Raw genomic sequence first — 12,386 nt, 5'->3', positions numbered from 1 at the left:
ATGTTTGGAAAACATCATGAAAGGCACGCCGAGGACGATTACTGTGGCCGCAGGCATTTTCGCGGCAAAGGGGGATTCTGGTCGGAGATCGGCGAAGGATGGGGACGGCACGGCCGCCACCGCTTCGGTGGCGATCTGGGAGGACGCCTCTTCGACAACGGCGAGCTACGGCTGGTCATCCTGAGCTTCATTGGCGAGAAGCCCAGCCACGGCTACGAGATCATCAAGGGCATCGAGGAGCAGATGGGCGGCGTTTACGTTCCCAGCCCGGGCGTCGTCTATCCCACGCTGAGCCTGCTCGAAGACGAGGGCTTCGCCACCGTTGATCTACAGGGCGGCAAGAAGCTTTACACCATCACGGATGCCGGCCGCGCCGAGCTGCAGAGCAACAAAACCCGGATCGATCAGCTGCTGGGCCGGATCAAGGAAGTAGGCAAGGCCTTCGGCAGCGGACGCACCCCGCAGGTGATGCGGGCGATGCACAACTTTAAACTGGCTCTTAAAATGCGCTTCGCTCAAGGCAATCTGACCCCGGATCAGATCAACCAGGTCGCGGAGATCATCGACAGGGCGGCACAGGAGATCGAGTCGATCGGATGAACGAACCCATCAATCGCGGTCAATCACACGGGCTTGGCCAATCGAAGGGGGAGACTGCGCTGTCGCCTGCTGGCGCTGGGCGTCTTCCCCTTCCGAGTGCAACCACGCCGCCACACGCAACGGAAGAGAGCCGCCTCAAAGAGCTGGAAGCCGCGAACGCGAGGCTTCTGAAGCTGGTGGGAGAGTTGCTTGTAGTGAATCAGCAATTGCGGGAGCGCAGCGCTTCGTAGCTTGAACGATACCGCACCGCAACGACGCTCAGTAGTAGTCGGCGCAGCTCAGATAGTAACCGCATTTGTTACAGATCAACTTGCAGCGCCGCGAATACAGCCGGCTGGAGCAGGTGGGACAGTAAACGGAATGGTGCTCGGCGGCAGATTCGCCCGCACGATCTGGCTCCGCTTCGGCGTTGGATCGGCTTTCAAGCCTGGTCTGCTCTGGAGATCCGGCGTCCACTGGAAAAGCTTATCGCACCTTTCAGTGCGTCGAAGAACTTCTTCTCCAAAATGTTCATGAACCTGTAAGCCACGCAGGAGCGTCCATTCGACGAGAGACTCGCGTTTGGTTATGCTCAAAGCGCGGCAATGATCCGCATATTTCAGCATCCCAACTCAGTATCGACCCACCTACATTTCTCAAAGAGAAGGAGTTTTATGGAGCGCACAGCTAGCGCGGTTTGGCATGGCGGATTGAAAGACGGCAAGGGCGTGATTTCCACCCAAAGCGGAGTTCTGAAGGAGACGCAATATTCGTTCAGCACCCGGTTTGAAAATGGCATTGGCACCAACCCCGAAGAGTTGATCGCTGCGGCTCATGCCGGATGCTTCACCATGGCTCTGAGCGCTCAGCTGGGACAGGCGAACCTCACCCCGGAATCGTTGGAGACGACTGCGAAGCTGAAGTTTGACAAGACGGATGCCGGTTTCACCATCACGGCAATTCATCTCACCACGCGAGCCAAGGTTCCCGGCGCAAGCGAAGCGGCATTCGAAACGGCTGCCGAGAACGCCAAGGCTGGCTGCCCCATCTCCCGGTTATTCAAGGGAAATACGGAAATTACTCTGGACGCGAAGCTGACGTAATCCAATAGCAACGTAATCCAGCGTGACAGGGCGCTGCGATGAGCCGTCGCAGCGCCCGTTTTGTTTTATGATCCCGTCTAACTGTTTTTGTGGACGTAATCGCGCAGATCGCGATTGATCTTAGCTGCCTGCTGTACTCCCTGATCGAGCATCTGCCGCCATTGACGGCCGTTCTCGTCAAGCGGAAGTAACCCGATCAAATAGCTGGTCTGGATGATGATCTCGAGCGCATTGCTGAGATCGTGGGAGAAGACGCGGATCTTTTCGGCCTGCTCCAATGGGATGGAGGCGGATCCGGTGGCGTCAGTCATAGATCATTACCACTCCTGGAGGCCAGAATGAAGTGCATCCATAATCAGATGTCGCTTCACATGGCAGAGTCGCACGAATTGGGGTGATCGGTCCACAGTTAGGGAGGAAAGTGATATCAATTTGACACTATCGCACAGCTTTGTAAAACTAAGACCTGCTGCCAGTCCAGCCTTTTGCGCTGGACATCACATGCGTGCCGAAGTGGCGGAATTGGCAGACGCGCATGGTTCAGGTCCATGTACTCGCAAGGGTGTGGGGGTTCGAGTCCCTTCTTCGGCACCAAATATTCAGCATCAATGGTTTAGACGGCCGTAGCGGGCCGTTTTGCTATTTCGACCGCTCAATAATTTCTGCGGCCTCCCGCCTGCATCGTGAAGAACGCTTTCGTTCCAAGGAAATTCCTCTGCAGGCTCGCGTCATTCCCTCATTTACTTGGAATTTTCAAGAAAGCAGTTTCGACTCCGGGTGAGGTCACGCTTACGAACACCGCCTGCTGATATTGAAGGCTGATTTCCGCACGCCCGTTGTACATCTGGACGACTCGGGAGCCGGTGGGCGTCCCGAGATTGTCGATCAGCGTGGCGTCCCCCGCGGAGGAGAACCGTACTACCGCCCGCGAATCCAGACAGCGCACGCCTGCGGCATCCACCATAGCCGCTTCTACAGTAGCCGTCATATTGTCGCGATGGTCTTTGAGTATAAGAGTGAGCTTCACTGGTGGCCCCCACTTCCGTGTCTCGTAAACGAAGCTGACGGTGTCGGTGAGCGTCCCACTTACGCCATGAGCAACCGCATGCAGCTCATTCGGGCCTTCGCGAAATGGAATGTCCCAGCGCAGACCCGCGGCCGGAAAATCCTGGCTGTCTCGCTTTTTCGTACCCCTCGAGATGCCGTTCAGGAAAAGTTCTACATTGCGGCAATTCGAATACACGCGGACTCTCCGCTGCTGCCCGGCGCTGCCCCAGCGCACCGGCCAGTTATGACCGTAGATGCGCACCATCGGCTTCTCCGCCCAGTATGACTGGAAGACGTAATAGCCTTCCTTTGGTGTCATGTCGCGTGTGAGCAAACCCTTCTGGTTAACCCGCGGAATGGGATTGTCGGTTCGCAATGGCGTGGTGAAATCTTTAAAGATCCACTGCGCCGATCCGGTGATCCAGGGAAGCTCTTCGAGCGTCTTCAGGTACCAGTCGAAGAGATCGCAGGCGTAGGACTCGCTCCACTCGCCGTCTTTGGCCACGCGCACCGCGCCACCGGTGAGCTTGTAATCGAATCCCTTCTCTCCTGTACCTTTTCCCGTCAAGACGCGTCCCAGCGCCGGGTCAGGATCTTCGGCATGGCGGCCGGCGTGGCTGTCGGCGCCCCATTCTGCGTGAAAGAGATGCGGCACGGTGGGCCGCGCTTTCTCGAGCGCCGCACGGTACTCGGTATAGCTGCCGCTATACCAGCCGGCCCAGATGGATGGCGAATAGACATCCGGAATATCGCGTGCGAAGTCACAGCGACGGAAGGACGTCATGCGCGAGGGGTCGAGCTTATGTGCCAGATCGCGCAGCTCCGTCATGTAACGTCGAATCGCCTGATGATCCTCACCGTTCAACTCTCCGGGCCAGTCATCTTCATTGCCGAGGCCCCACATCAAAACGGAGGGATGGTTGCGGTGCTGGTCGATCATGGTGCGAAACTGCTCGCGTCCCCGCTCCTGGAAAAGTTCGCTGCCCACGCCGCTGCGACACCAGGGAAGCTCCTCCCATACGAAGATTCCGAGCTCGTCACACAGATCGAGAACGAGTCTCGATTGCTGATAGTGGGCCAGCCGGACAAAGTTTGCGCCCATGTCTTTCATCAACTGCATCTCTTGCCGGATCAAATCATCCGGCATCGCAGCCGCGTAGCGCGCATGGTCTTCGTGACGTTGTGTCCCCCGCAATTCAAGCCGCTCGCCGTTCAGGTAGAACGGGCCATAATCCTCCCAGCGCGTGTGCCGTATACCGAAGCGATGCGAACTGCTGGAAATTCCGTTCGCCGATCTTAGCTGCACATCGCAGAGGTAAAGGCCGGGAGAGCGCGGCGACCATAGTTCAGGACTTGGCAGCTCGAATTGTGCAAGCTGCGTCTCGCCTTGCCAAACATTCTTCTCGACCGCCTGATGGGCGATGCGGCGGCTTTGCGAATCATAGATCGAAATTTCTAACTGCAGCGGACCAGCTTGTATTCCCGGCGCATAGAGACTCGCACTCACGCTCACCATCGCGGAGTTGCCCAGCTCGAATGCGACATCTGTATGCACGGCATCGAGCGACACAGCCGGCACATAGATCACATGAACATGCCGGTACAGGCCTCCGTAAAGCGTGAAGTCGCTCAGGTCCGACGGCATGCGATCGATGTCCCGCCCGTTGTCGCAGAGAATCGCCAGAGGAATCTCTTTCATCCCGCGACAGGCGTCGGTGATATCGACTGTGAATTCGCTATAACCGCCGACATGCCTGCCTACCTGCTGCGTGCCGATGTAGATCTCGGAGCTCTGTCCTGCGCCTTCGCAATGAAGCAGCGTCCGTCCCTGGGGATAGGGGTTGCCGACGCCGAGTTTGATTCGATACCAGCCCACGCCGCGGTAAGCCGGCACGTCAGGATCGCAGGCATCGTAGTGATTGAAGCAATGCGGAAGCGTAACCGGCTCCCAAGCTACAAGCTCTTCGCTGTGCCAGACCTGAAAGCGCGGATCGAGCGGGCCGCGATAGAACTCCCATCCCGTGTCGAGACGTTGCTGGGTTGGCTCTTGCACTGTATCAGCAGCGGGCGCAGAGCCTAGCACAGACGCTAGGCCAGGTCTTGTGCCCCACGCTCCCAACGCGCATGCCGCTCCGCTGCCCTTCACAAACGAACGCCGGGAAATCTCCATTCAGCTCCTTAAACAATATTTCGCTACACGATACGGTATGGATTTTCCGTGAGAGATCCTCGCGCCTCGCCTCACACCCACAACAGCGGCTGGCGAATCGGATAGTTGCGAATGATCTCTCTGTCGGTTGGATCGGGATTCAGCGTCTTCCAAAGAGCGACGTACTCCTCGCGATGGCAGGCAATTCCAGCGAAGAGCAGCCCCGGCGACCTCACCGGCAGAGAGTCGAAGTGCTCTACATCTTTCTTGTAGGGCCACGCTGCTTTGTCCCTGAGGTAGGGATAGAGAAACGCGGCCGCCTTGCAGAGACCTCGACCATCGGCCAGCGCGAACGTGGTGAGATCTGTGCCAGCGCCTTTCAGTGACTGCGCGAGTCCTGCCATCACATCGAAGTTGAAGATCGAATAACTATATGGCTTGGTGCGGACCAGTTCCTGCGGAAATGATCCGTCGATGCCGAGTTGATTGGGCAGCAGCGCATCTTCAAACCACTTTCGGATATCGTTGCGGGTGCCCTCATCTCCAATCAGACGGGCGAACTCTGAAGCCTGCAGCGCCCAGCAGGTCGCGTGGTTGTTTAGGGCCGCGCGTTCCTTCTGCCCATTGGGGCTGGTCTTCAACCAATCGAGATACTCGCGAAACCACTCGTTCACCGCTTGCGCTTCCTCGGCAGAGAGCGCCTCCGGTCCCAGGAAACTCGCGGCGCGTGCGACATCCACCAGGTGAAGCGTGTCGATGATGCCATAGCTGCGGCCCGTTGAAACGCCATGCACGCCTTGCGCATATTCGAGGTTCGGATTCATCCGTGTGGCCGGCGTTACGAACCAGGCGCGGAGATAGTCGCCGGCACGTTTGGCGTAGCGACGGTCTTTAGCCAGAAGCCACGCCGCTGTGAGTGCGGGCATTCTGATCGACAGATCGACCATGACTTTGCGATGCTCGTTGAAGTTGTCGGGATTGCTCTGTCCATCGCGGTTCACGTATGGGCCATCTGGGTTCTTAGGGTCTGGCCAGAAATAATCCGCCTGGGAAAAGAAGTCGTGTGGTCCTCCGGGGCTCTTCGGCGAGCGGAAGGCCGTGATCGTGACCGGTTCCATCGGGAGGTATTCTTTCGTGGCCTGCAAGATCCGGCCGCGATCTGTGCGGGCAACCATCCGGTAAGCCGCCGAAGCCGGTGCTGCCCATAGATGCCGACTCGATGTCGCAATGACTGCTCCGCCGGCCGCAATACAAAAATTTCTGCGTGTAACAACCATCAAATTCGAGCCTCGCAGAAATAATAGTCTGTGGACCGCGCAAACAAGCCGCGCGGTCCGGTAGATATAACCGCGAGCGAAACACGCTCCACTGCCTACTTTGTCCCTGGCGCCACGCCGCCCAACGAGGAGACCACCTTGTTTGTGGTGGCGAGAGCCCAGGGCGTGGTGGAGATCCAACCCGCGAGGAGTATGACGACGCCGCTTGCGGTCATCAGCCACCAGATGGGATGCGTGGCCTGCGTGAAATCCGTATTGTGCGTTCGACTCGCGCTGACCACTGTACCGGCGACGGCGACACCCAGGGCAGCGCCGACCTGACGGCTTGTGGAGGCGATAGCAGCAGCTACGCCCGCCTGCGACAGCGGCATTCCCGCAACGGCGTTGTTGCTGATCGCGGGATTGACCATGCCAAGTCCAATGCCGAAGAGCGCATAGGCCAGCAGCAGGAGAGGCTTCGGAGTAGCCGTGCTAAGGCCAGTAAGTATTAGCGTACTCAGTATGAAGCCGAGCCCTGCAATCATGACGGAGAAGCGAGGGCCGTAACTGCCGACCATTCGGCCGGAGAGCGGCGAACAGATGGTCATCATCACCGCCAGGGGAAGCGTATAGAGACCCGAGTGAAAAGCCGAGAATCCACGCGCCTGTTGGAGATAGAGAGCATTGAGAAAGAGGAAGCCGGCGAAGGATGCGAAGGCGAATAGGCCGAGAAGTGCTGCGCTGCTGAACGGCACGCTGCGGAAGAACCGCAGGTCGATCAGCGGATCATTCCGGCGCGGCTCATAAAGGAGAAACGCTCCGAGTGAAATCGCGGCAATGACGAAAAGGCCGAGAATTGAAGCGGAGGCCCAACCGGAGCGCGGGCCTTCGATTACGGCATAGGTAAGCGAAGTGAGGCCGACGAACACCAGGGCTTGGCCGACAGGATCGAACGCACGAGCCCGCGGCGCCTTCGACTCAGGCACGAATCTCGCGGCGAGAAGCAACGCAGCAACACCGATGGGCAGGTTGATCCAGAAGATGGCGCGCCAGCCGACGGCCTGCGTCAATGCGCCGCCAATGATGGGACCCAGCGCCAGAGAGAGGCCTGCGACCGCTCCCCAGATGCCGATCGCGCGGGTTCGATCTTTTGGCTGCGGGAATACATTGGCAATGATGGAGAGCGCTACCGGGTTGAGCATCGAGGCGCCCAGGCCCTGCATCGCTCGAAAGAGAATGAGTTGGCCGATGCTGTGCGCGAGGCTGCACGCCAGCGACCCCGCGCAAAAGAGGGTCAGGCCGATCTGAAAGACCGTTCTGCGTCCGTAACGATCCGACATGGAGCCGGAGAACATGAGAAGACTGGCGACAACCAGCGTGTAAGCGTCGAGAACCCACTGAAGCCCGGAGAGGTTCGCGTGGAGATCCTGCTGAATGGCAGGCAGCGCGACATTGACGATGGTGACGTCCATTCCCACCAGCAGCAGGCTCATGCAGCAAATGGCTAGAACTAGATTGGCATGGACAGGCGCAGAGGTATCGGTGGGCAATGCGGAACTCCAAAGTTGAGGGGACCTCAACTTCTTCCCCAAGCTAGTATGTACTTCGATGATCAAAATTGGCGACGCGTTAAGATCAAGGTCGAACAGACTTCCTCGACCGGAAATGGAATTACAGATGTCGAAAATTTTTTTTGCGCCAGTGCGGCTTGCCCTTCTTTGCATGTTTGCCATACCGGCAATCGCCCAGCCAATCGTTCCGCAGACGGGAACGATCCATACGCGGGATGTCGATCTCGCGTATGAAGTCTATGGCTCTCCCACAGCCGAGACGCCGGTGATGGCGATCAACGGTGGGCCCGGGCTTTCGCATGTTTACATGATTCAGAACGACGTTTGGACTCGCCTTGCGAAGGGACGGCAGGTCGTCTTCTACGATCAGCGCGGAACCGGCAAGTCCAAAGCTGTCCGCTCCGGCGCTCCGCAGTCGGTAGACGCGCAGGTTGCCGACCTTGAAGCTGTCCGCGCACATTTCGGCTTTGAGAAAGTCGACCTCGTCGGCGATTCCTTCGGCGGATTTCTGTCGATGGCCTATGCCGCGGCCCATCCTGAGCACGTTCATAAACTCATCCTCAGCGATTCCGCTCCGCCCGCGCTCAAGGACATCGTGCATCTGCTGCCCCAGGTCTTTCCGGATATCGAAGAACAGGACGCGGAACTCGCGAAGAAGCTCGGCAATACGGACGAGGCGGCGCAAGAGATGCTGCGCAATCACTTCCGCATGATCTTCTACAGTGAAGACCTGCTGCATACTTATCTGGCGAACATCAAAGACCTTGGCTACACCCCGGCTGTCGGAGCCGCCGTGGGAGAAGCCGCATCCACGGCGGATTTCACCGCCGAACTGCCGAAATTCAAGTTTCCGACTCTGGTCATTACCGGGCGCTATGACATGAATGTCGCGCCGCTCACAGCGTGGAGAATGTACAAAGCCATTCCCAATGCCAAGCTGGTCATCTTTGCGAAGAGCGGACATCTTCCGTCGTACGAAGAGCCAGATAAATATGTGCAGGTCGTGGATACATTTCTCCGGTCGCATGAATGACCGTTGCCAGCCGGCCTGCGATGCCATCGCTTTGACTCGCCGGAGGGCGAATTTCGGGCGTGTCCGTTGCGCTACACTGGCAATCGAACAGCCCAGTTGCCCATGCGCATAGCGATCGATACAGGTGGAACCTTCACGGACTGCGTTTTCCTCGTAGAAGGCAAGCTTCAGGTCCTGAAAATATTCTCTACACCCGGCGATCCAGGCCGGGCTGTTCTCGAAGCTCTGCGCCAGGTCGGAGCACAGCGGCATTCAGCCGTGCGGCATGGAACGACGGTCGGCACCAATGCAATGATCGAGCGCAAGGGCGCGCGCGTTGCCTTCGTCACCACAGCAGGCTTTGAAGACACCATCGCCATCGGACGACAGGCTCGCCCGAAACTCTACGACTGGTTCCAGCCGGCGCCCGATTGTCTTGCGCCTGGCGAGCTTCGCTTCGGCATCGAAGAACGTACGACGGCGGAGGGAGAAATCCTGAAGCGGCCCGATGCAGTTTCGCTCGCACGATTAGCGGAGAAGATTGCGAGCTCCGGAGCCGAATCGATTGCACTGTCCCTGCTCTTCTCCTTCGCGAATCCTGATAACGAGTGCGAAGTAGCTGCCACGCTCGAAAGCCTCGGCCTGCCGCTCTCTATCTCTCATCGCATCCTGCCTGAATTTCGAGAGTATGAACGCGCCTCGACGGTCGTCGCCAATGCTTTCCTCGCGCGCGTAGTAGGCGACTACATGCAGCAGCTGTCGGCAAGCGTGGATCAAGAATTTCTGAGCACCGTCGACGTCATGCAGTCCTCCGGCGGCATCATTCCTGCCGCGCTTGCCGCGCAGGAGCCGGTGCGGACTGTGCTCTCCGGCCCTGCCGGTGGAGTGATGGGAGCGTATCGGCTGGCCACGCTGGGGGGCTTCGACCGCATCATCGGATTCGATATGGGCGGCACCTCGACCGATGTCTGCCTCGTCGACGCACATCGCGGCGGCCCTCAACTCAGCAACGAGTCGAGGATCGCAGGCATTCCCATTGGCGTTCCCATGCTCGATATCCATACCGCGGGAGCGGGTGGAGGCTCGCTGGCGCGCTTCGATGCTGGCGGACTGCTGCGCGTCGGACCGGAGTCGGCAGGTGCGTCGCCAGGACCGATATGCTTCGGGCGCGGAGAGCGAGCGACAGTGACCGATGCCAACTTGATTCTCGGCCGTCTCGATTCTGAGAGCTTTCTCGGCGGCGCTGTGAAGCTCGATCGCGAGCGAACACGCCTGTTCATGGAGAAGGGCAAAGGATCAATCGAAACTGTTGAAGCTTTTGCCGCCGGAATTCTGCGTCTTGTCGAAACATCGATGGAGAAGGCGATCCGCGTGATATCCGTCGAGCGCGGCTATGATCCGCGCGATTTCACCCTCGTCGCTTTCGGTGGTGGCGGACCATTGCATGCCTGCTCCTTGGCGCGCGCACTCAGCATTCCTCGCGTAGTGGTTCCCACGATGCCCGGAGCTCTCTCCGCAGTCGGCATTTTGCTTGCCGACGCGGTTCGCGATTTCTCACGGACCGTCATGCTGCCGGCCGATGCTGAATTGGAAGATCTGTTCGTCGAGCTTGAAGACCGCAGCCGTGGAGAGCTGGAAGGCGTCTTCATGCGCACCGTCGATCTGCGTTATCGCGGCCAGGGTTATGAACTCAACATTCCTTTCGGCGAAGACATGCTTTCCGCGTTTCATCTCCTGCATCAGCAGCGCTATGGCTTCGCCAGCGAGCAGCGGCCGGTGGAGATCGTCAACATACGCGTGCGCGTCGTCGCAGCATCGGAGCCGCTCCATCCGCCTCGGCATGAGTTGAAAGAAGGAGATGGAAATCAGGCGATCAGCTCGGCACGCGACGTATTTTTTGACGGAGAATTACTCTCCACTCGCATCTATAACCGGCAGGCTTTGCGTCCTGGAGATGCGTTTAGCGGTCCCGCTATCGTCACCGAATACAGCTCCGCAACCGTAGTTCCTCCAGGAGATCGCCTGCAGGTCGACGCTCTCGAAAACCTGGTGATCGAGGTGCGAGGATGAAGAAATCCCTTTCCATTTCCGATCCCATCGCTCTCGCCATCTTTCAAAGCGGCATCCATTCCATCGCCGAAGAGATGGGCGCAGCTCTGCGGCGCACTGCCATCTCGCCCAACATCAAAGAGCGCCGCGATTACTCCTGCGCCATCTTCGACGCACAACGCCGCGTCATCGCTATGGGCGATCACATGCCCGTGCATCTCGGCTCCATGCCGATGTCGGTAAAGATCGCCGCCGAGTCGCTGCCGCTGCAGCCCGGTGACATGGCCATGCTGAATGATCCTTACGCAGGCGGCACCCATCTTCCCGACATTACGCTGGTGCTGCCGGTCTTCATCGAAAAACACAGCAGTCCTTTCTTCTACGTTGCCGCGCGAGCGCACCACGCAGATGTAGGAGGCATGTTCGCCGGATCCATGGGACCTGCCCGTGAAATTTATCAGGAAGGCATTCGCATTCCTCCCGTTCGCATCATGCGCGGCGGCGAGATCGATCGCGAGATGCTCTCGTTGATTTTGCACAATGTACGAACGCCTGAAGAAAGAGAAGGCGACCTCGCGGCACAGATTGGCGCATGCCGACTGGGGGAGCGACGACTGCGTGAGATCGTGGAGAAATACGGGCTCGACGATGTGTCGGCACTTGCCGAGGCATTGCTGAGCTATAGCGATCGGCTCATGCGAGCGGAGTTGCAGAAGCTGACCGCAGGGACATTCCACGCCGAAGACTTCCTGGATGATGACGGAGTGAGCGACGAGCCGCTGCGCATCGCGGTTGCGATCACCATCGCTCCCGAGGCGGGCTCGCTCACCATCGACTTCAGCGGCAGCTCACCCCAGGCCGCAGGCAGCATCAACGCGGTGTACGCGATCACCTGGTCGGCCTGCTTCTATGTACTCCGCTGCCTGTTGGCTGAAGATGCGCCGGCCACCGCGGGCCTCATGAATTCCATTACCGTTCTCGCGCCTGAAGGAACCATCGTCAATGCGCGGCCACCCGCCGCTGTCGCCGGAGGCAATGTCGAGACCTCGCAGCGCATTGTGGATGTGCTGCTTCGCGCATTAGCTCAGGCTGCTCCGCAGAGGATCCCTGCTGCCAGCGCAGGGACGATGAGCAACCTGACTATCGGAGGCATCGATCCACGCACCGGCCAGACTTTCACCTACTACGAGACGACTGCAGGAGGCATGGGTGCGCGGCTTGGGCTCGATGGCATCTCCGGGATTCACACGCACATGACGAATTCTCTGAATACGCCCGTCGAGGCTCTCGAATACGCTTATCCGTTTCGAGTGCGTTCGTATGGCTATCGGCAAGGTTCCGGTGGAGATGGACAATACCGCGGCGGCGATGGATTGGTGCGGGAGATCGAGCTGCTCACGGATTCGCAGGTCACGCTGCTCTCCGACCGCCGTAAGTTTCCGCCGTATGGACTGGCTGGAGGCCAGCCAGGAGCAGGTAGTCGAGCGCTGTTGATCGAGAGCGGGAAAGATCCGGTCGAGCTTCCTTCCAAATGCAGCGTTCATGCTGCGAAGGGCGCGCGCATTCGAATCGAAACGCCAGGCGGCGGCGGATGGGGCTAGGTTCGCAGCTGAAACCGAA

General features: G+C 58.8%; 10 protein-coding genes and 1 tRNA gene. 7 read left to right on the top strand and 4 right to left on the bottom strand.

The annotated features are described in order from the left end of the window. The 3 genes from XX99_RS20300 to XX99_RS20285 all read left to right on the top strand — a co-directional run bounded on the left by XX99_RS20300 (position 1) and on the right by XX99_RS20285 (position 1,682). Positions 1-600 carry a PadR family transcriptional regulator gene (locus XX99_RS20300; RefSeq protein ID WP_082125776.1) on the top strand — a complete coding sequence of 200 codons (600 nt, stop codon included), beginning with the start codon at positions 1-3 and terminating at the stop codon, positions 598-600. Beyond that, positions 597-830, top strand: a complete 234-nt coding sequence (locus XX99_RS20295; protein ID WP_050061246.1) for a hypothetical protein — start codon at positions 597-599, stop codon at positions 828-830. The genes XX99_RS20300 and XX99_RS20295 overlap by 4 nt, the downstream gene beginning before the upstream one ends. 423 nt (positions 831-1,253) lie before the next feature. Further along, a complete protein-coding gene (locus tag XX99_RS20285) occupies positions 1,254-1,682 on the top strand; it encodes an OsmC family protein (protein ID WP_050061244.1) in 429 nt (142 codons plus the stop codon). A 77-nt stretch (positions 1,683-1,759) separates the two neighbouring features. Here XX99_RS20285 and XX99_RS20280 read toward each other — a convergent pair whose 3' ends face one another. Beyond that, positions 1,760-1,993: a hypothetical protein gene (locus XX99_RS20280; protein ID WP_050061243.1), complete on the bottom strand. Its 234-nt coding sequence runs from the start codon at positions 1,991-1,993 to the stop codon at positions 1,760-1,762. 196 nt (positions 1,994-2,189) lie between these two features. Here XX99_RS20280 and XX99_RS20275 point away from each other — a divergent pair. Beyond that, positions 2,190-2,276, top strand: a tRNA-Leu gene (locus XX99_RS20275). A 142-nt stretch (positions 2,277-2,418) separates the two neighbouring features. Here the strand turns inward: XX99_RS20275 and XX99_RS20270 are convergent. From XX99_RS20270 to XX99_RS20260, 3 genes are all read right to left on the bottom strand, one after another. Next, positions 2,419-4,899, bottom strand: coding sequence for a glycoside hydrolase family 2 TIM barrel-domain containing protein (locus tag XX99_RS20270; RefSeq protein ID WP_050061242.1), 2,481 nt, complete (start codon positions 4,897-4,899; stop codon positions 2,419-2,421). A gap of 71 nt (positions 4,900-4,970) precedes the next feature. Next, positions 4,971-6,053 carry an alginate lyase family protein gene (locus tag XX99_RS20265; RefSeq protein WP_231581530.1) on the bottom strand — a complete coding sequence of 361 codons (1,083 nt, stop codon included), beginning with the start codon at positions 6,051-6,053 and terminating at the stop codon, positions 4,971-4,973. A gap of 197 nt (positions 6,054-6,250) precedes the next feature. Further along, positions 6,251-7,684 carry an MFS transporter gene (locus XX99_RS20260; protein ID WP_231581529.1) on the bottom strand — a complete coding sequence of 478 codons (1,434 nt, stop codon included), beginning with the start codon at positions 7,682-7,684 and terminating at the stop codon, positions 6,251-6,253. Positions 7,685-7,811: 127 nt separating this feature from the next. Between XX99_RS20260 and XX99_RS20255 the strand changes: the two genes are divergently transcribed. The 3 genes from XX99_RS20255 (at position 7,812) to XX99_RS20245 (ending at position 12,367) form a co-directional block, all read left to right on the top strand. Beyond that, a complete protein-coding gene (locus XX99_RS20255; protein WP_082125775.1) occupies positions 7,812-8,738 on the top strand; it encodes an alpha/beta fold hydrolase in 927 nt (308 codons plus the stop codon). Positions 8,739-8,840: 102 nt separating this feature from the next. Further along, entirely contained in the window at positions 8,841-10,787 is a 1,947-nt protein-coding gene (locus XX99_RS20250; RefSeq protein ID WP_050061240.1) for a hydantoinase/oxoprolinase family protein, read from the top strand. Then, the gene (locus XX99_RS20245; RefSeq protein WP_050061239.1) at positions 10,784-12,367 is read left to right on the top strand and encodes a hydantoinase B/oxoprolinase family protein; all 1,584 of its coding nucleotides are present in this window, start codon (positions 10,784-10,786) and stop codon (positions 12,365-12,367) included. The genes XX99_RS20250 and XX99_RS20245 overlap by 4 nt, the downstream gene beginning before the upstream one ends. Positions 12,368-12,386: the final 19 nt, after the last annotated feature.

It is taken from the genome of Silvibacterium bohemicum, assembly GCF_001006305.1.
Lineage (GTDB): Bacteria > Acidobacteriota > Terriglobia > Terriglobales > Acidobacteriaceae > Silvibacterium > Silvibacterium bohemicum.
Note: the sequence above shows the minus strand (reverse complement) of the source record. Positions and strands in the feature narration are given on the sequence as shown.

Bases quoted from the DNA above. Each gene is read 5' to 3' on its own strand.
- XX99_RS20255 (WP_082125775.1), top strand. From the start codon at position 7,812: ATGTCGAAAATTTTTTTTGCGCCAGTGCGGCTTGCCCTTCTTTGCATG.
- XX99_RS20295 (WP_050061246.1), top strand. From the start codon at position 597: ATGAACGAACCCATCAATCGCGGTCAATCACACGGGCTTGGCCAATCG.
- XX99_RS20280 (WP_050061243.1), bottom strand. From the start codon at position 1,993: ATGACTGACGCCACCGGATCCGCCTCCATCCCATTGGAGCAGGCCGAA.
- XX99_RS20250 (WP_050061240.1), top strand. From the start codon at position 8,841: ATGCGCATAGCGATCGATACAGGTGGAACCTTCACGGACTGCGTTTTC.
- XX99_RS20265 (WP_231581530.1), bottom strand. From the start codon at position 6,053: ATGGTTGCCCGCACAGATCGCGGCCGGATCTTGCAGGCCACGAAAGAA.
- XX99_RS20300 (WP_082125776.1), top strand. From the start codon at position 1: ATGTTTGGAAAACATCATGAAAGGCACGCCGAGGACGATTACTGTGGC.
- XX99_RS20270 (WP_050061242.1), bottom strand. From the start codon at position 4,899: ATGGAGATTTCCCGGCGTTCGTTTGTGAAGGGCAGCGGAGCGGCATGC.
- XX99_RS20245 (WP_050061239.1), top strand. From the start codon at position 10,784: ATGAAGAAATCCCTTTCCATTTCCGATCCCATCGCTCTCGCCATCTTT.
- XX99_RS20285 (WP_050061244.1), top strand. From the start codon at position 1,254: ATGGAGCGCACAGCTAGCGCGGTTTGGCATGGCGGATTGAAAGACGGC.